This window comes from Streptomyces sp. BK239, assembly GCF_004217285.1.
Taxonomy (GTDB): domain Bacteria; phylum Actinomycetota; class Actinomycetes; order Streptomycetales; family Streptomycetaceae; genus Streptomyces.
On sequence record NZ_SHKS01000001.1, the window covers coordinates 50,724 to 72,443 of the forward strand.

Sequence of the window (21,720 nt, forward strand, 5' to 3'; positions counted from 1 at the left end):
ACCGTTCCAAGACCGCTTGAGATCGGTCACGCCCGTCTTCGGCAACCAAGGAACCAAAGGGAGCGTCTTTCTCCCGTGTTCCTTCGAAACACCTATGCGAAGGCCCACAGCCGGAGGACAGCCCCGTGGCGGCGCGGCGGCACTACAGTGGGTCGGAATCCGGACCTCCAGGGCTGCGGACCTCGCAGGACCGGCAGACGACCAGATCAGACGAGCGGCCGAGCAGGCAGCCGAGCAAGCAGCAGGGAGCGCATGACGTGCGTCCGGTAGGGAGCAAGTACCTCCTTGAGGAGCCGCTCGGACGCGGCGCCACGGGCACCGTCTGGCGGGCCCGCCAGCGCGAGACCGCCGGCGCCGAGGCGGCCGTGCCCGGTCAGCCCGGGGAGACCGTCGCGATCAAGGTCCTCAAGGAGGAGCTCGCGAGCGACCCCGACGTCGTGATGCGCTTCCTGCGGGAGCGCTCCGTCCTGCTGCGCCTGACGCACCCGAACATCGTCCGGGTCCGCGACCTGGTCGTCGAGGGCGATCTGCTGGCGCTGGTCATGGACCTCGTCGATGGCCCCGACCTGCACCGCTACCTGCGCGAGAACGGCCCCTTCAGTCCCGTCGCCGCGGCCCTGCTCACCGCCCAGATCGCCGACGCGCTCGCCGCCAGCCACTCCGACGGCGTCGTCCACCGCGACCTGAAGCCCGCCAACGTGCTCCTCGCCCAGACCGGCGGCGAGATGCACCCCATGCTCACCGACTTCGGCATCGCCCGCCTCGCCGACTCCCCGGGCCTGACCCGCACCAGCGAGTTCGTCGGCACGCCCGCCTACATCGCGCCGGAGTCAGCCGAGGGCCGCCCGCAGACCTCCGCCGTCGACGTCTACGGCGCCGGCATCCTGCTGTACGAACTGGTGACCGGCCGCCCGCCGTTCTCCGGCGGCTCCGCCCTGGAAGTCCTCCACCAGCACCTGAGCGCCGAACCGCGCCGCCCCTCCACCGTCCCCGACCCGCTGTGGACGGTCATCGAGCGCTGTCTGCGCAAGAACCCCGAGGACCGGCCCAGCGCCCAGAACCTCGCGCGCGGGCTGCGCATCGTCGCCGAGGGCGTCGGCGTGCACGCCAACTCCATGCAGATCGCCGCCGCCGACGGCGTCGGCCATGTGCTCGCGCCCGACCCGGCGCCCGCGACCGTCCCCGGCACGCCCCCGGGCGCTCCCGCCGGCGCGTACGACCCGAACGCCGCGACCAGCGTGCTCCCGCACACCTCCGGCCCCGGGAACCCGCCCGGCGCCGCCGACCCGACCGCCGTCCTGCCGCACACCGCGGGACCGGGCGGCCCGGGCGGTCCCGGGGGCGCAGCCGATCCGACCGCCGTGCTGCCGCCGGTCCCACCGCACCACCCCGGGCAGCAGGGTCAGCAGCCCGAGCAGCCCCACCCCTGGCAGAACCAGTTGCGCGCCGCCCGCGACCGCAACGAACAGACGCAGATCCACTACGTCGACCCCGACGAGGACCCGCTGCGCCGCCGCCCCCAGCGCCAGGTCGCCCGCCCGCAGCAGCAGCCTCCGCGCCAGCAGCAGCAACCGCAGCAGCAGCGCCGCCAGCAGGGCGGCTACGGCCACCCGCAGCCGCAGCAGCAGTACGCCCCGCGGCAGCAACAGCCCCAGCGCTACGCGACGCCCCAGCCGCAGCAGCCCCAGCGCCGCCCCGCGCCGGAACCGCCGCAGCCGCGCCAGCCCCGGCAGCGCAGCGCCAACCCGATGAGGATCCCCGGGCTCGGCTGCCTGAAGGGCTGCCTGTTCACGATCGTCATCCTGGTCGTCGCCGGATGGCTGATCTGGGAACTCAGCCCGCTCCAGAGCTGGATCGGCACCGGAAAGGGCTACTGGACGCAACTCGGCGACTGGCTCGAGCAGGCCACCAAGTGGGTCGGCGACCTCGGCGGGGACTCCGGCTCGGGAGGCTCCGGCGGCGGCGCGGGCGGGTCGGGCAACTGACGCTGGTTTGGGGATTTGTCGACTCCCGGCGGGTGATTTCCGTCTCCGCGGTGAAGGTTGGCTCCTCGGACGCGTAGTTTTGTCGGCCGGGGCTCCGGGGAGCCCGCGGCGCCCGCCGCCGACGTCGTCGCTGTCGCTGTCGATGTCACGGCCCCCGGAGGGCGCAGCGTCGGCAACACGCGTCGGTAGGAGCAGTCTTGGCACGGAAGATCGGCAGCCGGTACACCGCCCACCAGATCCTGGGACGGGGCAGCGCCGGCACGGTGTGGCTCGGCGAGGGACCGGACGGCCCCGTCGCCGTCAAGCTGCTGCGTGAGGACCTCGCGTCCGACGAGGAGCTGGTGGGCCGTTTCGTGCAGGAGCGCACCGCCCTGCTCGGCCTGGAACACCCCAACGTCGTCTCCGTACGGGACCTGGTGGTCGACGGCAACGACCTCGCGCTGGTCATGGACCTCGTCCGGGGCACCGATCTGCGCACCCGGCTGGACCGGGAGCGCCGGCTCGCGCCCGAGGCCGCGGTGGCGATCGTCGCGGACGTGGCGGAGGGGCTCGCGGTCGCGCACGCGGCCGGGGTCGTGCACCGCGACGTCAAGCCGGAGAACATCCTGCTGGACATGCAGGGCCCGCTGGGCCCCGGCGGCTCGCACCGGGCGCTGCTCACCGACTTCGGCGTCGCCAAGCTGATCGACACCCCCAAGCGCACCCGCGCCACGAAGATCATCGGAACGCCCGACTACCTCGCCCCCGAGATCGTCGAAGGGCTGCCGCCCCGCGCCTCCGTCGACATCTACGCGCTGGCCACGGTCCTGTACGAGCTGCTGGCCGGCTTCACGCCGTTCGGCGGCGGGCACCCGGGCGCGGTGCTGCGCCGGCACGTCACGGAGACGGTCGCGCCGCTGCCCGGCATCCCCGACGAGCTGTGGCAGCTGATCGTGCAGTGCCTGGCCAAGGCGCCCGCCTCCCGGCTGCGGGCCACCGAGCTGGCGGCACGGCTGCGGGAGCAGCTGCCCATGCTGGCCGGCATGCCGCCGCTGGACGTCGACGAGCCGGACGCCGAGGCGGCGGAGGACGAACCGAGGGGCGAGCCGGACGAGACCGAGCCGTCGCCCGCGGCCTCCACGGCGGTACGGCGGGGATCCGTGCCGCTGGTGCAAGGGGCGAAACCGGACTCCAACCGGGACACGCACACCTCGATGCGCGTGCCCGCGCCCGACGAGCTCGCCGGCGGCGCGCACGGGACGGCGCGGGTGCCGCGCGCGCCGGGATCGCCCCGGCCCGGCTCGGCACGTGCCCGCGCGGCGGCGCGGCGGCGGCGCATCACGGTGGGGGTGGCGGCGCTGGTGCTGGTCGCGGCGATCGGCGTGGGCACATGGGCGGCGACCTCCGACGAAGGGGCCGCGCCGCAGGACACGAAGAACTCGGCGCCGGCGTCTCCCTGAGAGCGGGACGCCCCTTCCCGCCCCCCGGGGGCCGAGCCCCCGGGGGGGCGTACCCGCCCGCACCGGCGTCCCCGGTCGGCGGAGCCGTTACGCTGGGAGCGTGGCAGTCGTCGATGTATCCGAAGAGCTCAAGTCCCTCTCCTCGACCATGGAGTCGATCGAGGCCGTTCTGGACCTCGACAAGCTGAGGGCAGACATCGCCGTGCTCGAGGAGCAGGCGGCCGCGCCGTCCCTGTGGGACAACCCGGACGAAGCGCAGAAGATCACCAGCAAGTTGTCCCACCTCCAGGCCGAGGTCAGGAAGGCCGACGCCCTGCGCGGCCGGATCGACGACCTCGCGGTGCTGTTCGAGATGGCCGAGGAGGAGGACGACCCGGACACCCGCGCCGAGGCCGAGAGCGAACTCGCCGCCGTCAAGAAGGCGCTGGACGAGATGGAGGTCCGCACGCTGCTCAGCGGCGAGTACGACGCCCGTGAGGCGCTCGTCAACATCCGCGCCGAGGCCGGCGGCGTCGACGCCGCGGACTTCGCCGAGAAGCTCCAGCGCATGTACCTGCGCTGGGCCGAGCAGCACGGCTACAAGACCGAGATCTACGAGACGTCGTACGCGGAAGAGGCCGGCATCAAGTCGACCACCTTCGCCGTGCAGGTGCCGTACGCCTACGGAACCCTCTCCGTCGAGCAGGGCACCCACCGTCTGGTGCGCATCTCGCCCTTCGACAACCAGGGCCGCCGCCAGACGTCCTTCGCGGGCGTCGAGGTGCTTCCCGTGGTCGAGCAGACCGACCACATCGAGATCGACGAGTCCGAGCTGCGGGTCGACGTCTACCGGTCCTCCGGGCCCGGCGGCCAGGGCGTCAACACCACCGACTCCGCGGTGCGTCTGACCCACCTGCCCACCGGCATCGTGGTCTCCTGCCAGAACGAGCGGTCGCAGATCCAGAACAAGGCGACCGCGATGAACGTCCTCCAGGCCAAGCTGCTCGAGCGGCGCCGCCAGGAGGAGCAGGAGAAGATGAACGCCCTCAAGGGTGACGGTGGCAACTCCTGGGGCAACCAGATGCGTTCGTACGTCCTGCACCCGTACCAGATGGTCAAGGACCTGCGCACCGAGTTCGAGGTCGGCAACCCCGAGGCCGTGTTCAACGGTGAGATCGAAGGGTTCCTGGAGGCCGGGATTCGCTGGCGCAAGCAGCAGGAGAAGTAGGTTTGTCGACAAGGCAACCGCCCCTCGAACAGGGGCGGTTGCCTTTTAGGTCACACTCCCGGTCTTCAACTTCCGGCAAAGCGGGCCGTCATGGACATTGCGTGCGCAACGGCCTTGACGTCGGTTTGAAAACTCGGAAGGGTGAAGCGTGGCATGCGTATCTCTGGGGCGCATGTGAACCGGGGGACTTGGCGAACGATTCAGCCGCCCCCGTCGATCACCGCCCCGGCGCTGCCTCATTCACGATTCGGCTACTGGGGGTAGCAACCATATGACCAAGAAGACGCGGATCCGGGTCGCGCGCATAGCCGCCGGCGCCGTGATCGCCGCGGGCGCCTCGCTGACCGTCGCGGGCGTCGCCTCCGCCACCGGCAACGAGGGTGGCACGAGCAACCTGGTGGAGACGATCACGGGCAAGGGCGACCGGAACCCGCACAACCCGGGCGACCCGGGTGAGCCGGACCCGTGCGACGTCGGCACCGGCCCGGACTGCCCCGACCCCGGTGGCGCCACCGGCACGACGGGTACCACCGGCACGACGGGTACGACCGGTGACACCGGCACCACGGGCACCACGGGTACGACGGGCACCACGGGTACGACCGGCACCACGGGTACGACGGGCACCACGGGTACGACCGGCACCACGGGTACGACGGGCACCACGGGTACGACCGGTACTACGGGTACGACCGGTACTACGGGTACGACCGGTACTACGGGTACGACCGGCACCACAGGTACGACCGGCACCACCGGTACCACGGGTACGACCGGTACTACCGGCACCACGGGTACGACCGGCACCACCGGTACCACGGGTACGACCGGCACCACCGGTACCACGGGTACGACCGGCACCACTGGCACCGGTACCAACGGTTCGACCGACGGTGGCGACGACACCACCGGCGGTTCTGTCACCGCCGGTTCCACCACCGGAGGTTCCGGTACCACCCCCGACGGTGGCAACAACACCTCCCCGCAGGACGCCGGTACCTCCGCGCTGACCGACACCTCGGACACCGTCTCCGACGCCTCCGCCCAGGGCGGTGGCAAGGAGCTGGCCGAGACCGGTGCCGGGGAGACCACGTTCATGATCCTCGGCGCCGCGACGATGATCGCCGGCGGCATCGGCTTCCGTGTGCTGCCGCGCCTCGTCGAGGGCCGCGGCGGCGCGGCCGCCTGACGGCAGCCGCACCCGCACGCGCCGTGAGCGCGCACACAGAGAGGCCCGGAGCTCGCAGCTCCGGGCCTCTCGGGCGTCCTGAGGTCTCGTTCTGAGGTTTTCCGCGGTGTCCCGGCCGCCGGCCTAGGCGGTCTGGTGGGCCAGCAGCGCCACCGCCGCGACCAGCACCGCCAGCAGCGCGATCAGCGCCATCGGGTTCAGGCCCGCGAAGAAGTTGTCCTGCTGCAGCCGCTCGCGGTTCGCACGGCACACGGGGCACCGGCCCTCGCTCACGGGCGCGGCGCAGTTAGCGCACACCAGCCGGTCGTACGTCATGCGCTCGCCCTCCTTGCACCGGTTCCACAGACACAACGCTCGCGCGGGCGCGAACGTTCCCCCCACCACTGTGCCAGGTTCCCCGGGCCCCCGCGCGGGCGCTCGGGAAGAGCGCCGCCCGTACAAAAGGGCACAACCCCCGCGCAACCGCAACCGGTGCCTGCGCGCGCGTACCCGGTTCGCGTAAGGTCACGCTCATCTACCCCCGGCGACCCGTGGTGCACCCGTGATCCGATTCGACAACGTGTCCAAGGTCTACCCCAAGCAGACCCGCCCCGCACTCAGGGATGTCTCCCTCGAAGTGGAGAAGGGCGAGTTCGTGTTCCTGGTGGGGTCCTCGGGCTCCGGCAAGTCCACCTTCCTGCGGCTCGTCCTCCGCGAGGAGCGGTGCAGCCACGGCCAGGTGCACGTGCTGGGCAAGGACCTCGCGCGCCTGTCCAACTGGAAGGTGCCGCAGATGCGCCGCCAGCTGGGCACGGTGTTCCAGGACTTCCGCCTGCTGCCGAACAAGACGGTGGCGGAGAACGTCGCCTTCGCGCAGGAGGTGATCGGCAAGTCCCGCGGCGAGATCCGCAAGTCCGTTCCGCAGGTGCTCGACCTCGTCGGGCTCGGCGGCAAGGAGGAGCGGATGCCGGGCGAGCTGTCCGGCGGTGAGCAGCAGCGCGTCGCCATCGCGCGCGCGTTCGTGAACCGGCCCAAACTGCTGATCGCGGACGAGCCCACCGGCAACCTCGACCCGCAGACCTCCGTCGGCATCATGAAGCTGCTCGACCGGATCAACCGCACCGGCACGACCGTCGTCATGGCCACGCACGACCAGAACATCGTGGACCAGATGCGCAAGCGCGTCATCGAGCTGGAGAAGGGCCGCCTCGTCCGCGACCAGGCACGCGGCGTCTACGGCTACCAGCACTGACCGCGACCGTCCACGGAAAGGCCCGAAGAACCCGCCATGCGCGCCCAGTTCGTACTGTCCGAGATCGGTGTCGGTCTCCGTCGCAACCTGACGATGACGTTCGCCGTCATCGTCTCCGTCGCCCTGTCGCTCGCCCTGTTCGGCGGGTCGCTCCTGATGAGCGACCAGGTCAGCACGATGAAGGGCTACTGGTACGACAAGGTCAACGTCTCGATCTTCCTCTGTAACAAGAGTGACGCCGCGTCCGACCCCAACTGCGCCAAGGGCGCGGTCACCGAGGACCAGAAGAAGCGGATCAAGTCGGACCTCGACAAGATGCCGGTCGTCGACACGGTCACGTACGAGACCCAGGACCAGGCGTACAAGCACTACAAGGAGCAGTTCGGCGACTCGCCGCTCGCCGCCTCGCTGACGCCGGACCAGATGCAGGAGTCGTTCCGCATCAAACTGAAGGACCCGGAGAAGTACCAGGTCATCGCCACCGCCTTCGACGGCCGGGAGGGCGTGCAGTCGGTGCAGGACCAGAAGGGCATCCTGGACAGCCTGTTCACGATGCTGAACCTGATGAACCGGGCCGCGCTCGGCGTCATGGCGCTCATGCTGATCGTCGCCCTGCTGCTGATCGTCAACACCGTGCGCGTCTCGGCGTTCAGCCGCAGGCGGGAAACCGGCATCATGCGCCTGGTGGGCGCGTCCGGCTTCTACATCCAGGCCCCGTTCATCGCCGAGGCCGCGGTCGCCGGACTGATCGGAGGGTCCCTCGCGTGCACCTTCCTCGTGGTCGGGCGGTACTTCACGATCGACCACGGCATGGCGCTGTCGCAGAAGCTGACCCTCATCAACTTCGTCGGCTGGGACGCCGTGTTGACCAAGCTGCCGCTCATCCTTGCGGCGAGCGTGCTGATCCCCGCCCTTGCCGCCTTCGTCGCTCTGCGCAAGTACCTGAAGGTGTGACGCACGCCAATGGGGTCGTACGGTCAAGCGAACGTACGGCCCCTTCGCGTTCCCCTAGACTCACGGCCATGTCAGGCCATGACCCGTTCTGTCCGTCCCGTCGCCTCGGCCGGGGAGTCGCCCTGACGTTGGTGTTCGCCGGTGTGGTCGCCGCGGGGGCGGCGACCGGCTCGCTGCCGGGGGAACTGGGCGGGGCCCGGGAGTCGGCGGTCGGCGAAGGGCGTACGACGGCGACGCTCTCCAGCCGCCCCGAGGCGGTGACCCGGGCCGCCGAGGAGGCGATGGCCGACGGCAAGTCCCCCCTGGAGGCCGCCGAGCGCGCCGTGAGCCGCAGTGGGGATCGGTGGGCGGCGGTGTACTCCGAGGGCGAGTACGCGGAGTTCGCGCAGTCCCTCGACGGCCGGTACACCGGCGTCGGCCTGGAGGCGCGGCGCGAGCGGGACGGCCGGATCGAGATCACCGAGGTGCGGTCCGGGTCGCCCGCCGCCGCCGCGGGGATCCGCGCGGGGGACCGGTTGAGCAGTGTGGACGGCACGAACGTCGAGGGACGGCCGGTCACCGACGTCGTCTCGTTACTCCGCGGCGACGCCCTGGACGCGCCCGCCGGCACCACCGTCCGGCTCGGTCTGGAACGCGGCACACGCGCGTGGACCGAGACGCTGCGCCGGACCCGCCTGTCCACCGACTCGGTCACCGTGCGCCGGCTCGCCGACGGCGTCACCGTCATCACGATCGCCGCGTTCACCAAGGGCGTCGGCGACAGCGTCCGCACCGCCGTCCGCGCGGCCCCCGGCGACGAGGGGATCGTCCTGGACCTGCGGGGCAACTCCGGCGGCCTGGTCACCGAGGCCGTCTCCACCGCCTCCGTCTTCCTCGACGGCGGTCTCGTCGCCACCTACGACGTCGACGGCGACCAGCGCGTCCTGCACGCCGAGCCCGGCGGCGACACGGGCAGGCCCCTGGTCACGCTCGTCGACGGCGGCACCATGAGCGCGGCCGAGCTGCTCACCGGCGCCCTGAAGGACCGGGGCCGCGCGGTCGTCGTCGGCTCGCGCACCTTCGGCAAGGGCTCGGTGCAGATGCCGAGCAGGCTGCCCGACGGCTCCGTGGCCGAGCTGACCGTGGGTCACTACCGCACCCCGTCCGGCCGCAGCGTCGACGGCCAGGGCGTCACCCCGGACCTGGAGGCGGACGAGGGTGCACTGGAGCGCGCGGAGAGCGTCCTGGACGGGCTCGGCGACACGGCGTGAGCCGGCCGGCGGGCCGGGCGGCTCACGTGCTCCCGTCGCGAACCTCGTAATCGGCTTTCCCCCCGGCCCCCTCCTGGTGCGAAAATGGCCGCACTATGAGCAAGGGAATGTACGTACCGAAAGAGTCCCAGCCGAAGCAGGGCAAGCCGGCCGAGGGCAAGGCCAAGGACGGCAAGCGCAAGATCGTCGCGCAGAACAAGAAGGCCCGGCACGACTACGCGATCATCGACGTCTACGAGGCCGGGATCGTGCTCACCGGCACCGAGGTGAAGTCGCTGCGCCAGGGCCGGGCCTCGCTGGCCGACGGCTTCGTCCAGATCGACGACGGCGAGGCGTGGCTGCACAACGCCCACATCCCGGAGTACTTCCAGGGCACCTGGACCAACCACTCCGTGCGCCGCAAGCGCAAGCTGCTGCTGCACCGCGAGGAGATCGACAAGCTCGCGGTGAAGTCCGAGGAGACGGGGCACACGATCGTGCCGCTCGCCCTGTACTTCAAGGACGGCCGGGCGAAGGCCGAGATCGCGCTGGCGCGCGGCAAGAAGGAGTACGACAAGCGCCAGACCTTGCGGGAGAAGCAGGACCGCCGGGACACGGACCGCGCGATCGCGGCGGCGAAGCGGCGGCAGCGGGGCGCGTAGTAATGCGCTGGCATCGGCGTGCGTCGGTCACGTACGATGGGTCTGCACCCCACAGCGGGTGCGCTTCCCTCCTCGGAGGGGTTGAAAAAACAACATGGGGATGATCGGTTTCGACAGCGGTTGTCGAAGCAGGGGAAGCGTGTCGAGGAAGCGGCCATGATCTCGTAAACCACAGGCCGAAAAAAATAATCGCCAATTCCAAGAGCGATTCTCCCGAGCACTTCGCTCTCGCCGCCTGATCTCAGGTAGCGACAGCGTCTGCTCTCTCATGGGAGTGTCAGCCCGGGGGTGTTCCCGACCCGGATCCTGGCATCAGCTAGGGGACTAAACCTTGATCCCGGTCACGGGGTGAAGAGGGAAACCAAACAGTGACTGGGCCCGTCGGCGACTTGTTCGCGTGATCGCCGGGGCCGAGAAAATCGTAGCGAACTGCACACGGAGAAGCCCTGTTTCCGCACCGGTGGACGCGGGTTCGATTCCCGCCATCTCCACTCATCCCATGTGGGCGAAGCCCCGCTGCTCTCGAGCAGCGGGGCTTTCGTCGTTGTTGAGCGACAGCGGCAGGGGCGTCACGGACGCCGCCGGGACGGCGCATCCGGCCGCCGGCGACACATGCCGGTCGCGAGGAATTCCGGCGAAGCATGAAAAAACCCCGCAATCCGATTCTCGATGTAGCCGACTTTCCGGCCATGCCTCAAACGGTGGTGAGACCGCTCGTCGAGCCGGTCCTGTCGACCTGCGCGTCGCCGGTGTGGCGAAAGGGGCTGGTCCGTTCGGCGCTCGACGTGATGCGCCGGGCGGGGCTCGAACTCGGGTTCGTGGCGTCCTGGATCGGACGGCCGGTCGGTGGATCGATTCCGGCCATAGGCATGAACATGACCTCTGAGTGTAAATGCGACAACGTGAACATCGGACGCACGTCTGCGCTAGATTCGTCGACCTGAGCAAAGTCCGGGTAAATGGGGCGTGTTGACCGGGTGGGGGTCCGGATTCGCGGCATGTGCTCGCCGTCGTAGACGCGCCCGGTACAGACCCGTGGTGTCCCATGGGGGGAATCGCACACGTGAGCAAATGGCTGGAAGACGCCTTTCCGGAGTGGCCGGAAGCGGCGTCGCCGACCGGAAACGTACCGATGGCGGAAGGAAGCGCTCAGGCGCTTCCCGGGTCCGCGCGGTGGTCGTCGAGAGGTGTCACGGAGGGGGGCGCGCGGGCGTCCTACCCGGAGCTTTCCGCCGGCGGCGGCTGCAGGGCATTACCTGGCAATCCGCTCGAAACCGGGACACCGTCACTCTCGAACAACCTTTCCGAAAATGAACGGTTGAGCGGTGGGCTCCGGGATCCCTGGGCGGAGAGCGCCGGAGATACGTCGGGCGTCCTGGGCGGCGGCTCCGGCGCGTCGAGCGCGGGCCTCAGCGGCCTCACCGGTCTCGTGGACGAGGCCGGCGCAGCGGACGACGACCACGACCCGGACGAGGTGACCGTCCAGCTCGACTCCCCGCCCGGCGGCTCGTCCGGCAACGGGCAGGACGCCTCCGAGGTGCCCGTGTTCGTCGACGAGTCCGGCCGCCGCAGCCGCACCTTCCGCCGCATCGGCATCGCCGTCGGGCTCGCCTGCGCCGCCTACGCCGTCGTCATCGTCGGCACGCTCCTGTCGGGCAACTCCAGCGCGCCCTGGCTGCCGGTGCCGGGCCCGAAGGACGACGAGCCGGCCCGTCAGGTGGACACCGGCCCGCAGCCCTCGGCGTCCTCCGGCGGCACGGGCGAACCGGAGGAATCAGCGCCCGACCGCCCCGGAAGCACCGCCCCCGGCGTCGCGTCGGCGTCCCCGGCCGCGAGCGCGTCGCCCAGCGCACGGGCGAGCGCCGCCCCGCCGAGCGCGTCCGCCTCCCCGGGGCCCTCGGCGAGCGCCTCCCTCCTGCGGCCCAGCCCGGAGGCCTCCAGTCGCGAGCCGTCGCTCCAGACGCCGAGCAGCCCGGCCGCGTCCTCCGCGCCGCCCCCGTCGCCCTCGCCCAGCGCCTCGCCGTCGCCCGACGCCTCGCCCTCACCGGCGGGAGGCGCGGGCACCACGGTGGCGGGCGGCGCCCCTCAGCCGGCGCCGGCCCACGACACGTCGACGACGCACACCACGACGTCGTCCGCCGCCCTGCCGGTCACCGGCGCCACGGCGACACTCGTCCCGCCGGCCGTCACCGGCCTGCCCCGGACGCTGACACCCGGCCCGGTCTCCGCCGCGCGGCTCCACCCGCCCGTGCCCGGCTCGGCAGCCACCGTGCCCGTCTTCGCGGTCCTCCCCGGCTCGACGACCGCCGCGCTCACGTCCGCTCCCCGCTCCGTCGCCCTCCCCGGCGGCCTCGCCGTCTGACTCTGATCCCCGGAGAACGTCCCCCTCATGGCATCCCACACCGGCCGGCGTGCGACCCGACGGTCCGCCGGTCACCCAGCCCAGCCCGTCGCCTCCGCTCCTTCGCCCGACGACGCACCGGACACGCCCCCCGACCACCGCACCGACGGCGACCACCGTTCGGGCGGACACCGCTCCGCGCGGCGTTCCGCACCACGCGCCGCGCAGCGCTCCGCCCCACGGCGGTCGCGCGGCCGCCGGATACCGGGCGGGCGGGCCGCCGACGGCGACAGCCGGGCCGCCGCTGCCCGGCGGCGACTGCTCCCGCCCCTGCGCCTGCGCCACCTGCTTCCGCTCCTCGTCCTCGTGGCGATGATGGCGATGCTGATGCTGCGCGGCTACGTGCACAGCGAGGTCCTCGCCGACCACCGCATCCGCTCCGAGGCCGCCGCCGACCACGTCCCCCGGAAGATCCTGGAGGGCGGCCCGGTCGTCGACACCCGCGGCGAAAAGCCGACCAGCATGGACGTGCCGGACCGCCGGATCGTCCTCACCTTCGACGACGGCCCCGACCCGCGCTGGACGCCGAAGGTCCTCGACGTGCTGAAGAAGCACCACGCGCACGCCGTCTTCTTCATCACCGGCACCATGGCCTCCCGCTACCCCGAACTCGTCAAGCGGATGGTGGACGAGGGCCACGAGATCGGCCTGCACACCTTCAACCACCCCGACCTCTCCTACCAGTCGAAGAAGCGCATCGACTGGGAGCTGACCCAGAACCAGCTCGCCCTCGCCGGCGCCGCCGGCATCCGCACCTCGCTGTTCCGCCCGCCGTACTCCTCCAGCGCCTCCGCCCTCGACGACAGCTCCTGGCCGGTGACCGAGTACGTCGGCAGCCGCGGCTATCTCACCGTCCTCACCGGATCCGACAGCGAGGACTGGCGCAGGCCCGGCGTCGAGCGGATCATCCGCAACTCCACGCCGCCGAAGGGCAAGGGTGCGATCGTCCTCATGCACGACTCCGGCGGCGAACGCAGCCAGACGGTACGGGCGCTCGACGTCTACCTGCCCCAACTCAAGAGCCAGGGCTACCGGTTCGACAACCTCACCGAGGCGCTCGACGCCCCGAGCGCGCACACCGCCGTCGCCGGCCTCGACCTGTGGAAGGGCCGCGCCTGGACCGCCCTGGTCGGCGCGGCCGACGACCTCACGGGCGTCCTCGTCGTCGGCCTCGCGGTCATCGGCTTCCTCGTCTTCGCCCGCTTCGGCCTGATGCTGCTGCTGTCCGCGATCCACACCCGCCGCACCCGCCGCCGCGACTTCGTCTGGGGCCCCGACGCACCGGTCACCGAACCGGTGTCGGTCCTCGTCCCGGCGTACAACGAGGCCAAGTGCATCGAGAACACGGTCCGTTCGCTGGTCAAGAGCGACCACCCCGTCGAGATCCTGGTCATCGACGACGGCTCGGCGGACGGTACCGCCCGCATCGTCGAGGACCTCGGCCTGCCCGGCGTACGCGTCGTCCGCCAGGTCAACGCGGGCAAGCCGGCCGCGCTCAACCGGGGCATCGCCAACGCCCGGCACGACATCATCGTGATGATGGACGGGGACACCGTCTTCGAGCCGTCCACCGTCCGCGAACTCGTCCAGCCGTTCGCCGACCCCGAGGTGGGCGCCGTCGCCGGCAACGCCAAGGTCGGCAACAAGAACAAGCTCATCGGCGCCTGGCAGCACATCGAGTACGTGATGGGCTTCAACCTGGACCGCCGTATGTACGACGTCCTGCGCTGCATGCCCACCATCCCCGGCGCGGTCGGCGCCTTCCGCCGCACGGCCCTCAACCGCGTCGGCGGCATGAGCGACGACACCCTCGCCGAGGACACCGACATCACCATGGCCATGCACCGCGACGGCTGGAAGGTGGTCTACGCGGAGAAGGCGCGCGCCTGGACCGAGGCCCCGGAGTCGATCCAGCAGCTGTGGTCCCAGCGCTACCGCTGGTGCTACGGCACCATGCAGGCGATCTGGAAGCACCGCCGCGCCCTGGTGGAGCGGGGTCCCTCAGGCCGCTTCGGCAGGGTCGGACTGCCCCTCGTCTCGCTCTTCATGGTCGTGGCCCCACTGCTCGCCCCGCTCATCGACCTGTTCCTCGTCTACGGCCTGCTGTTCGGCCCGACCGGCAAGACGATCGCGGCCTGGTTCGGCGTCCTCGCGGTCCAGGCGGCCTGCGCCGCGTACGCGTTCGCCCTCGACCGCGAACGCCTGACCCCGCTGGTCTCCCTGCCGCTCCAGCAGCTCATCTACCGCCAGCTGATGTACATCGTGCTGCTCCAGTCCTGGATCACGGCGCTCACCGGCGGCCGGCTGCGCTGGCAGAAACTGCGCCGCAAGGGGCAGGTCGCCGCGCCGCCGGGCGAGCCGGCCATGGAGAGGGGAGCGGCCTGATGCCTCCTCAGCCCCCCGACGCCCCGCCCGGCGCGACGGCCTCCGAGGCCCCGCCGGGCCGAAGCCGGCACGCGGCGACGCGGAGGGGCCGGCCGGGGCCGCCCGACCGGGACCCGCACCCGCCGGCGACAGGGCCGTCCGCCCCGCCCGCCGGCGCGGCCACGGCACAGGACCCGCCTCCCGCGCCCCCGCCGGCCGGACCCCGCCCCCGCGGCCGGGACCGCTACTTCGACCTGCTCCGCGCGATCGCCCTCTTCCGCGTCGTCTTCTACCACCTCATGGGCTGGGCCTGGCTGCCCGTCGTCTTCCCCTCCATGGGCGTGATGTTCGCCCTGGCCGGCAACCTCATGGCCCGCTCCCTGGCCAAGCGCCCCGCGCCCGCCGTCGTCCGGGGCCGCGTCCGCCGCCTCCTGCCGCCGCTGTGGCTGCTGGGCGCCATCGGCGTGACCGGGATGCTGCTGGGCGGCTGGGGCCCCGACGACGGCGAGGCCCACCCCGTCGGCTGGTGGCTGCACCTCGGTTTCTGGATCCTCCCGCTGAGCGACCCGCCCTACGGCGAAGGGCTGCCCGGCGTCCACGGCCTGCTCGGGGAGGAGTGGACGACGGCGATGGGCGTGCCCCTGTGGTACCTGCGCGCCTACCTCTGGTTCGTCTTCCTGTCCCCCCTGATGCTGCGCGCCCTGCGCGCCGCGCCCTGGCCGACGGTCCTCGCGCCGATCGCGCTGTCGGCGGCGCTGGAGTACGGGCCGCTGTCCGTGCCGTACTGGCGGGTGGAGTCGGTGCTCAGCGACATGGGCGCGTTCGGCGCGTGCTGGCTGCTGGGTATGGCCCACCAGCAGGGCGTGCTGCGCCGCGTCCCCCGGTACGCGGTGCTCTCCCTCGCTCCTGCGGTCGGCGCCGCCGGCCTCTGGCACGCCCTGTCCGACGGGCTGCGGCAGGGCCACGACCTGGACGACATGCCGTTCGCCCAGTCCCTGTGGTCTTTCGCGACGGTGCTGATCCTGCTGCACATCAGCCCCGCCTGGCACGAGTGGCCCCGCCGGCTGCGCCGCTGGGACGGCCTGATCACCCTGCTCAACTCCCGCGCGGTGACGATCTACTTGTGGCACAACGTGTGCATCGTCCTGGCGGAGTCCCTGTGGGACCACCTGTGGGACGTCCCGGCCCTGGAGACCCACGCCGCCTGGCTCCTGCAGAGCCCCTGGCCCCAACTCCCCCTGGTCTGGATGCTGACCGCCCTGTGCGTGCTCTGCTTCGGCTGGACGGAGGACCTGGCGGCCTCCCGCACCCCCCGCCTGTGGCCGACCGGCGACCCGGGCGCCCACCGGTCCCGGTGAAACCGGACGCCGGTTCCACGACCCGCCCGGCCGAACAGGACCTCTCATCTCGCCACCCGGCGAGGTGAGAGCAACGTTCCCTTGCGGTCACTCGTGGGCACAGGGCGGAAACGCGTGCTGCATACCTTCGGGACTCATACCGCTCGTTCCCTCGAAGCACCCGAGCCCCGGAGCACGTGGAGGCGTCATGACGACCGTCGGGACAGGTCCCGCAGCCCAGAAATCCTCAGCATCCTCCCCGAAGCGAGGGGGCCGCTGGATCGAGCAGTGGGATCCGGAGGACGAGGGCTTCTGGAAGGCCACCGGCGAGAAGGTCGCCCGCCGCAACCTCCTCTACTCCGTCTTCTCCGAGCACATCGGCTTCTCCATCTGGACCATGTGGTCCGTGCTGGTGCTCTTCATGGGCCCGGAGTACGGGCTGACCCCGGCCGACAAGTTCCTGCTGACGTCGATGGTCACGCTGGTCGGCGCCGTCGTCCGGGTGCCGTACACCTTCGCCGTCGCCGTCTTCGGCGGCCGCAACTGGACGATCGTCTCGGCGGGCCTGCTGCTCGTGCCCACGGTCGCCGCCTTCGCGGTGATGAAGCCGGGGACGTCGTTCGGCACGTTCCTCCTCATCGGCCTGCTCGCGGGCATCGGCGGCGGCAACTTCGCCTCCTCCATGACCAACATCAACGCCTTCTTCCCGCTCCGCAAGAAGGGCTGGGCGCTCGGCCTCAACGCCGGCGGCGGCAACATCGGCGTGCCGGTCCTCCAGCTGGCCGGCCTCGCCGTCATCGGCGCCGGCGGCGGCCCGCGCGTGCTGCTCGGGATCTACATCCCGCTGATCGTCGTCGCCGCGACCCTCGCCGCGCTCCGCATGGACAACCTCGCGTCCGTCACCAACGACACCGGCGCCGCGATCGACTCCGCGAAGGACGCCCACACCTGGATCATGTCCTTCCTCTACGTCGGCACGTTCGGGTCGTTCATCGGATACTCGTTCGCCTTCGGGCAGGTCCTCACCAACCAGTTCGGCCGTACGCCCCTCCAGGCGGCCTACCTCACCTTCATCGGCCCGCTCCTCGGCTCCCTGATCCGCCCCGTCGGCGGCTGGCTCGCCGACCGCTACGGCGGCGCCCGCATCACCCTCTACAACTACGTCGGCATGGCCGCCGCCACCGCCGTCCTGATCTTCGCCAGCATGCAGAAGTCGCTGGGGCTCTTCGTCGCCGTGTTCGTGGTGCTCTTCGTGCTCAGCGGACTCGGCAACGGCTCGACGTACAAGATGATCCCCGGCATCTTCCAGGCGAAGGCCCTCGCCAAGGGGCTCGTCGGCGAAGAGGCGGCCGCCCACGGACGCCGGCTCTCCGGCGCCTCCATGGGCCTCATCGGAGCGGTCGGCGCGCTCGGCGGCGTCGGCATCAACATGGCCTTCCGGCAGTCCTTCCTCTCCTACGGCTCGGGAACCGGCGCGTTCGTCGCCTTCCTCGCCTTCTACGGCGCCTGCTTCACCGTCACCTGGGCCGTATACCTTCGCCGACCGGCCGGGCGGATCACCGTCTCGGGCGCCTCCTCCGAGGCGAAGCCGCAGCTCAGTTACGCCGAGGTGTGACGTAACACTGGCGACATGTACCCGAACCGAGCCTGTCACGCACCGTTGACAGGCTCGCTCGGCATGCAGGTGAGACACCACCTCGTGTAGGTGCTTCGACTCGAGCGCGGGACGAGAGTTATGTACGAGCAGCAACAGCAGGGACCGAAACAGGGCGGCGACGGCCGGGACGCGGAACGGCACGGGCCCCTCGCCGGGTTCACCGTCGGCGTCACCGCCGCACGCCGGGCCGACGAGCTCGGAGCGCTGCTCCAGCGGCGGGGTGCGGCGGTGCTGCACGCGCCCGCCCTGCGGATCGTGCCGCTCGCCGACGACGGCGAACTGCTCGCCGCCACCGAGGACCTCCTCGACCAGGCGCCGGACGTCGTCGTCGCCACCACGGCCATCGGCTTCCGGGGCTGGGTGGAGGCCGCCGACGGCTGGGGCCTCGGCGAACGGCTCCTCGCCCGGCTGCGGGACGTCGAGCTGCTGGCCCGCGGGCCCAAGGTCAAGGGCGCGATCCGCGCCGCGGGACTGACGGAGGACTGGTCGCCGTCGAGCGAGTCCATGGCGGAGGTGCTCGACCGGCTGCTGGAGGAGGGCGTCGACGGGCGCAGGGTCGCCGTACAACTGCACGGGGAGCCGCTGCCGGGGTTCGTGGAGGCGCTGCGGGCCGGGGGAGCGGAGGTGGTGGGCGTGCCGGTGTACCGGTGGATGCCCCCGGAGGACCTCTCCCCGCTGGACCGGCTGATCGACGCGACCGTCGCCCGCGGGCTGGACGCGGTCACCTTCACCAGTGCGCCCGCCGCCGCCTCGCTGCTGTCGCGGGCGGAGGAGCGGGGGCTGCTGTCCGAGCTGCTGACCGCCCTCCACCACGACGTGCTGCCGGCCTGCGTCGGCCCGGTCACCGCGCTGCCGCTCCAGGCGCGCGGGGTGGAGACCGTGCAGCCCGAGCGGTTCCGGCTCGGCCCGCTGGTGCAACTGCTGTGCCAGGAACTGCCGGCGCGGGCGCGGGCCCTGCCGGTCGCCGGGCACCGGGTGGAGATCCGGGGGCACGCGGTGCTGGTCGACGGCTGTCTGCGGCCCGTGCCGCCGGCCGGCATGTCCCTGCTGCGTGCGCTGTCCCGGCGGCCGGGGTGGGTCGTGCCGCGCGCGGACCTGCTGCGCGCGCTGCCCGGGGCGGGACGCGACGAGCACGCGGTGGAGACCGCGATGGCCCGCCTCCGCACCTCCCTGGGCACCCCGAAGCTGATCCAGACGGTGGTCAAACGCGGCTACCGCCTCGCCCTGGACCCGGCGGCCGACACGAAGTACGCGGACGCGTGAAGGGACGCCCGGCCGACGGCATCGACCGGCACCCGGGAGCGGACAGGCCCAGGGTGCGCTGAGCCGCTGCCCGGGCGACTCCGTACCCGATACGGCGTCGGCACGGGGTCTTCCGCAGGGCGTCGGCCGCCCGGCACTGTGGAAGGACCCCGAGAGGCCTTTTCGAGGCGGTGACAGGCACATGGCGCTGGCTACGCACCCGGACGCCCCGGCCCCCTACGGTCTGCGGTTCGACGCCGGGCGGATCTGCCTGGACCTCCTGGCCACCACCCACCCGAGCGAACGCCTCGACGCCCTCCCCGCGTTGCGCGCCTGGATCAGCGGTTCCGGACTCGTCCCGCCGGGCACGCCCCTCACCCACGCCGATCCCGACTGGCCGGCCGCCTTCCGTGAACTGCGCGGAGATGTCGGACGGTTGGTACGCGGCCGGCTGGCCCGTGAGGTGTACGACCTCGCCCTCACCCACGCACTCGCCCGCGTCAACGAGGCGGCGGCCCGTGCCGCGCCCCCCGCCCCGCGCGCCGTCCACGCCCACGACGGCACGCTCGTACGCGAGTTGGCCGACCCTCCGACGTGCGCCGAGTTGCTCGCCGGGGTCGCGCGGGACGCCGTGGAGCTGCTGACCGACCCCGCCGCGCGGGCCGGGCTGCGGCAGTGCGAGGGGGACGACTGCCCGATCGTGTACCTCGACACCTCCCGCGGGCGCAGGAGGCGCTGGTGCTCCAGCGAGGTCTGCGGCAACCGGGAGCGGGCGGCCCGCCACCGCAGACGCACCGCGCTCCACCGCACGCCGCCCGCGCCGGACCGGACGTGACCGTCTTCAGCCACCGCCGTCCCCTCCCCGCTTCCCCTGTCGCCCCCTCAACTCCCCCTGTCGGCAACGGAACCCCGATCGCGGCAACCTCCACCGCCGTCGGCGGCAACCCGAAGACGACTCCGGCGCCTCACGCCCCTGTCTCCGGCACCCTCCCGATCGGCCCTTCCAAACACCCCCAACTCCGCCTTCACACACACCACGAGGGTGTGGCCGCCCAACTCCCCTGTCCCATATGCGGCGTTCGCTCCCCTGCCGTCGAAGTGATTTCGATTACACCCCGTTTACCTTTACGGCGAGCCGGGAAGCGCCCCCGTTCGGCCCGGTGTGGCGGAGTTGTGAAGGAAGAGGGGTGGGAATGTGCCCCCATGTCCCCCTCGTCATGACACCGCGAAGAAAACTGTCGCCTCACTTTGAACACGCAACTCATCGCTTGCGTACCGGTGTGGGAGCGACCGACTGGGGGAACCCCCGGACACCGGAGGTGGGCGTGCGCAAGGATGCGGCCGTGGCCAATGAACGTGGATCGAGGGCCCGACATCGCATGTCCCAGCCCTCGGAGCCTGACGAGGAGCTGATGCGTGCCCTGTATCGGGAGCATGCCGGACCCCTGCTTGCGTATGTCCTGCGCCTGGTTGCCGGAGACCGTCAACGAGCCGAAGACGTCGTGCAGGAGACGCTCATCCGGGCCTGGAAGAACGCCGGCCAGCTCAATCGAGCGACCGGATCGGTACGCCCCTGGCTGGTGACGGTCGCACGCCGCATCGTCATCGACGGCCACCGCAGCCGGCAGGCCCGGCCGCAGGAGGTCGACCCGTCGCCGCTGGAGGTCATTCCTGCGGAGGATGAGATCGACAAGGCGCTGTGGCTGATGACCCTGTCGGACGCTCTCGACGACCTGACCCCTGCCCACCGGGAGGTCCTCGTCGAGACGTACTTCAAGGGGCGTACCGTCAACGAGGCGGCCGAGACGCTGGGCATACCCAGCGGCACCGTGCGCTCACGGGTGTTCTATGCCCTGCGGTCGATGAAGCTGGCTCTGGAAGAGCGGGGTGTGACGGCGTGATGAGCATTTACGGGGGGTTCGGAGCGGGAGGGCCGGGTATGTCTGGCCCCATGCAGGGATCTGTGGGATCTCCGAGCCCGAGCGAACACGAGACCGTGGGCGCCTACGCCCTCGGCATCCTGGACGACGCCGAGGCGACCGCTTTCGAAGCGCATCTCGCCGGCTGCGAGTGGTGCGCCCAACAGCTCGACGAGCTGGCCGGGATGGAGCCGATGCTGGCCGCGCTCGCGGACCTGCCGGGTTCCGGGACGCCCGCGATCGGCGAGTCCCTGTCCGCCAAGCCCAACCCGCGGCTCGCGGAACGGCTGGTCGACGAGGTGGCCGACCGCCGCGCCGCCAAGCGCCGCCGCTCGTTCTTCATGCTCGCGGCCGCGGTCGCGCTGATCGCCGGCGGCCCGCTGGGCGTGCTCGCGGTGACCGGCGGCGACAGCGGCAAGGACGCCAAGACGCTGCAGGCGGACACCGCCAACCCCGCCAAGGGTGTCTTCGACGCGCTGCCCGACAAGAAGTCGGCGACCGACGCCTCCACCAAGGTCTCGGCGACCGTCGCCATGGCGGAGAAGGCGTGGGGCACCCAGGCCGTCGTCCAGCTGTCGAACGTGGCCGGCCCGAACAAGTGCTCGCTGATCGCCGTGGGCAAGAACGGCGAGCGTGAGACCGTCTCCTCCTGGTCCGTCCCGGAGTGGGGTTACGGCCTCCCCGGCGCCAAGACCGACCAGGCGAAGCAGCCTCTGTACGTCCAGGGCGGCGCGGCCTTCACCCCTAACCAGATCGACCACTTCGAGGTCATGACCTTCGACGGCAAGAAGCTCGTGCAGATCGACGCCTGAGCCTTCCGGCGGTCGCTTTCCTCCGTTTCCCCTGTTTCCTCCCGCAGCTTCGGGGCCTGTCCGGCGAGTCCGGGCAGGCCCCTCGCCTCGAC

General features: G+C 71.5%; 18 protein-coding genes and 1 other RNA gene. 18 read left to right on the forward strand and 1 reads right to left on the reverse strand.

The features are described from left to right. Positions 1-257: 257 nt before the first annotated feature. The 4 genes from EV567_RS00195 to EV567_RS00210 all read left to right on the forward strand — a co-directional run bounded on the left by EV567_RS00195 (position 258) and on the right by EV567_RS00210 (position 5,820). Positions 258-1,985, forward strand: coding sequence for a serine/threonine-protein kinase (locus EV567_RS00195; RefSeq protein ID WP_130436512.1), 1,728 nt, complete (start codon positions 258-260; stop codon positions 1,983-1,985). Between the two features lie 197 nt (positions 1,986-2,182). Then, entirely contained in the window at positions 2,183-3,424 is a 1,242-nt protein-coding gene (locus EV567_RS00200; RefSeq protein WP_130436513.1) for a serine/threonine-protein kinase, read from the forward strand. Between the two features lie 100 nt (positions 3,425-3,524). Next, complete coding sequence (gene prfB / locus EV567_RS00205; protein WP_130436514.1) at positions 3,525-4,631, forward strand: peptide chain release factor 2; 1,107 nt, start codon at positions 3,525-3,527, stop codon at positions 4,629-4,631. Between the two features lie 271 nt (positions 4,632-4,902). Further along, positions 4,903-5,820 (forward strand): hypothetical protein, encoded by a 918-nt coding sequence (locus EV567_RS00210; RefSeq protein ID WP_130436515.1) that lies wholly within the window; start codon positions 4,903-4,905, stop codon positions 5,818-5,820. Positions 5,821-5,943: 123 nt separating this feature from the next. Here EV567_RS00210 and EV567_RS00215 read toward each other — a convergent pair whose 3' ends face one another. Further along, entirely contained in the window at positions 5,944-6,135 is a 192-nt protein-coding gene (locus EV567_RS00215; protein WP_130436516.1) for a hypothetical protein, read from the reverse strand. 226 nt (positions 6,136-6,361) lie between these two features. Between EV567_RS00215 and ftsE the strand changes: the two genes are divergently transcribed. From ftsE to EV567_RS00285, 14 genes are all read left to right on the forward strand, one after another. Next, positions 6,362-7,051: a cell division ATP-binding protein FtsE gene (gene ftsE, locus EV567_RS00220; RefSeq protein WP_130436517.1), complete on the forward strand. Its 690-nt coding sequence runs from the start codon at positions 6,362-6,364 to the stop codon at positions 7,049-7,051. A 36-nt stretch (positions 7,052-7,087) separates the two neighbouring features. Beyond that, positions 7,088-8,005 (forward strand): permease-like cell division protein FtsX, encoded by a 918-nt coding sequence (ftsX, locus tag EV567_RS00225; protein WP_130436518.1) that lies wholly within the window; start codon positions 7,088-7,090, stop codon positions 8,003-8,005. A gap of 68 nt (positions 8,006-8,073) precedes the next feature. Beyond that, the gene (locus EV567_RS00230; protein ID WP_207228641.1) at positions 8,074-9,255 is read left to right on the forward strand and encodes a S41 family peptidase; all 1,182 of its coding nucleotides are present in this window, start codon (positions 8,074-8,076) and stop codon (positions 9,253-9,255) included. Positions 9,256-9,362: 107 nt separating this feature from the next. Continuing rightward, on the forward strand, positions 9,363-9,896 hold the full coding sequence (gene smpB / locus EV567_RS00235; protein ID WP_242620632.1) for an SsrA-binding protein SmpB: 534 nt from the start codon (positions 9,363-9,365) through the stop codon (positions 9,894-9,896). A gap of 96 nt (positions 9,897-9,992) precedes the next feature. Next, positions 9,993-10,390, forward strand: a transfer-messenger RNA (tmRNA) gene (ssrA, locus tag EV567_RS00240). Between the two features lie 147 nt (positions 10,391-10,537). Next, complete coding sequence (locus EV567_RS28360) at positions 10,538-10,840, forward strand: hypothetical protein (protein WP_130436520.1); 303 nt, start codon at positions 10,538-10,540, stop codon at positions 10,838-10,840. 374 nt (positions 10,841-11,214) lie between these two features. Beyond that, complete coding sequence (locus EV567_RS00250; protein WP_130436521.1) at positions 11,215-12,258, forward strand: hypothetical protein; 1,044 nt, start codon at positions 11,215-11,217, stop codon at positions 12,256-12,258. Positions 12,259-12,609: 351 nt separating this feature from the next. Next, positions 12,610-14,682: a bifunctional polysaccharide deacetylase/glycosyltransferase family 2 protein gene (locus EV567_RS00255; RefSeq protein ID WP_130437504.1), complete on the forward strand. Its 2,073-nt coding sequence runs from the start codon at positions 12,610-12,612 to the stop codon at positions 14,680-14,682. Further along, positions 14,682-16,019, forward strand: coding sequence for an acyltransferase (locus EV567_RS00260; RefSeq protein ID WP_130436522.1), 1,338 nt, complete (start codon positions 14,682-14,684; stop codon positions 16,017-16,019). The genes EV567_RS00255 and EV567_RS00260 overlap by 1 nt, the downstream gene beginning before the upstream one ends. Positions 16,020-16,206: 187 nt before the next feature. Then, positions 16,207-17,613: a NarK/NasA family nitrate transporter gene (locus EV567_RS00265; protein WP_130436523.1), complete on the forward strand. Its 1,407-nt coding sequence runs from the start codon at positions 16,207-16,209 to the stop codon at positions 17,611-17,613. A 120-nt stretch (positions 17,614-17,733) separates the two neighbouring features. Next, positions 17,734-18,918, forward strand: a complete 1,185-nt coding sequence (locus EV567_RS00270) for a uroporphyrinogen-III synthase (protein WP_130436524.1) — start codon at positions 17,734-17,736, stop codon at positions 18,916-18,918. A 181-nt stretch (positions 18,919-19,099) separates the two neighbouring features. Next, positions 19,100-19,732, forward strand: coding sequence for an ABATE domain-containing protein (locus EV567_RS00275; protein WP_130436525.1), 633 nt, complete (start codon positions 19,100-19,102; stop codon positions 19,730-19,732). A gap of 544 nt (positions 19,733-20,276) precedes the next feature. Then, a complete protein-coding gene (locus EV567_RS00280; RefSeq protein ID WP_010039908.1) occupies positions 20,277-20,798 on the forward strand; it encodes a sigma-70 family RNA polymerase sigma factor in 522 nt (173 codons plus the stop codon). A gap of 50 nt (positions 20,799-20,848) precedes the next feature. Beyond that, the gene (locus EV567_RS00285; protein ID WP_130436526.1) at positions 20,849-21,628 is read left to right on the forward strand and encodes an anti-sigma factor; all 780 of its coding nucleotides are present in this window, start codon (positions 20,849-20,851) and stop codon (positions 21,626-21,628) included. The last annotated feature ends 92 nt before the right edge of the window (positions 21,629-21,720 follow it).

Bases quoted from the DNA above. Each gene is read 5' to 3' on its own strand.
- EV567_RS00210 (WP_130436515.1), top strand. From the start codon at position 4,903: ATGACCAAGAAGACGCGGATCCGGGTCGCGCGCATAGCCGCCGGCGCC.
- EV567_RS00215 (WP_130436516.1), bottom strand. From the start codon at position 6,135: ATGACGTACGACCGGCTGGTGTGCGCTAACTGCGCCGCGCCCGTGAGC.
- ftsX (WP_130436518.1), top strand. From the start codon at position 7,088: ATGCGCGCCCAGTTCGTACTGTCCGAGATCGGTGTCGGTCTCCGTCGC.
- EV567_RS00230 (WP_207228641.1), top strand. From the start codon at position 8,074: ATGTCAGGCCATGACCCGTTCTGTCCGTCCCGTCGCCTCGGCCGGGGA.
- smpB (WP_242620632.1), top strand. From the start codon at position 9,363: ATGTACGTACCGAAAGAGTCCCAGCCGAAGCAGGGCAAGCCGGCCGAG.
- EV567_RS28360 (WP_130436520.1), top strand. From the start codon at position 10,538: ATGAAAAAACCCCGCAATCCGATTCTCGATGTAGCCGACTTTCCGGCC.
- EV567_RS00255 (WP_130437504.1), top strand. From the start codon at position 12,610: ATGATGGCGATGCTGATGCTGCGCGGCTACGTGCACAGCGAGGTCCTC.
- EV567_RS00260 (WP_130436522.1), top strand. From the start codon at position 14,682: ATGCCTCCTCAGCCCCCCGACGCCCCGCCCGGCGCGACGGCCTCCGAG.
- EV567_RS00265 (WP_130436523.1), top strand. From the start codon at position 16,207: ATGACGACCGTCGGGACAGGTCCCGCAGCCCAGAAATCCTCAGCATCC.
- EV567_RS00270 (WP_130436524.1), top strand. From the start codon at position 17,734: ATGTACGAGCAGCAACAGCAGGGACCGAAACAGGGCGGCGACGGCCGG.
- EV567_RS00275 (WP_130436525.1), top strand. From the start codon at position 19,100: ATGGCGCTGGCTACGCACCCGGACGCCCCGGCCCCCTACGGTCTGCGG.
- EV567_RS00280 (WP_010039908.1), top strand. From the start codon at position 20,277: ATGTCCCAGCCCTCGGAGCCTGACGAGGAGCTGATGCGTGCCCTGTAT.
- EV567_RS00285 (WP_130436526.1), top strand. From the start codon at position 20,849: ATGCAGGGATCTGTGGGATCTCCGAGCCCGAGCGAACACGAGACCGTG.